Source organism: Mesorhizobium sp. WSM4846 (assembly GCF_055811415.1).
On record NZ_JBVVPZ010000107.1, the window covers coordinates 1 to 720 of the forward strand.

Here is a 720-nt window from a genome sequence, read left to right on the forward strand (position 1 = left end):
GCGCCCTTCTACAGCCCGATCGGCCGTCCCTCGATCGACCCTGAGCTGCTGATCCGCATGCTGATCGTCGGCTATTGCTTCGGCATCCGCTCGGAGCGTCGGCTATGCGAGGAGGTACATCTGAACCTGGCCTATCGGTGGTTCTGCCGGCTTGGCCTCGAGGGTGATGTGCCGGACCACTCAACCTTCTCCAAGACCCGCCACGGACGCTTCCGCGATGCCGATCTGCTGCGCGAACTGTTCGAAACCGTCGTCCGACGCTGCATGGCAGAAGGCCTCGTCGGCGGCGAAGGCTTTGCGGTCGATGCCAGCATGATCGTCGCCGACGCGCAGCGTCAGCGCGGGGTCGAGACGGCCGAGGAGCTCAAGCCTGAGACCAAGCGGGCCGTGGCCGAATACCTCGCCACCTTGGATGATGCCGCCTTCGGGGCCGCCACGCCGGTGGAGCCCAAGTTCGTCTCCCCTGTTGATCCCGCCGCGCGCTGGACTGCCGCTTGGGGTGGCCCAGCCGTCTATGCCTATTGCACGAACTATTTGATCGACGTGGAGCACGCCATCATCGTGGACGTGGAGCCCTCGACCGCGGTGCGCCAGGCCGAGGTGACGGCCGCCAAGACCATGATCGAGCGGGCGCACGACGAGCTCGGCCTCTGGCCGGAGCGGCTGATTGCCGACACCGGCTACGGCTCGGCCGAAATGCTGAACTGGTTGGTGCATGAG

At 66.0% G+C, this 720-nt stretch carries 1 protein-coding gene; it reads left to right on the forward strand.

Annotation, left to right across the window (positions count from 1 at the left end):
• The coding region (locus AC0L15_RS33220) for a transposase (RefSeq protein ID WP_473498420.1) at nt 1-720 on the forward strand (720 nt) is incomplete at both ends.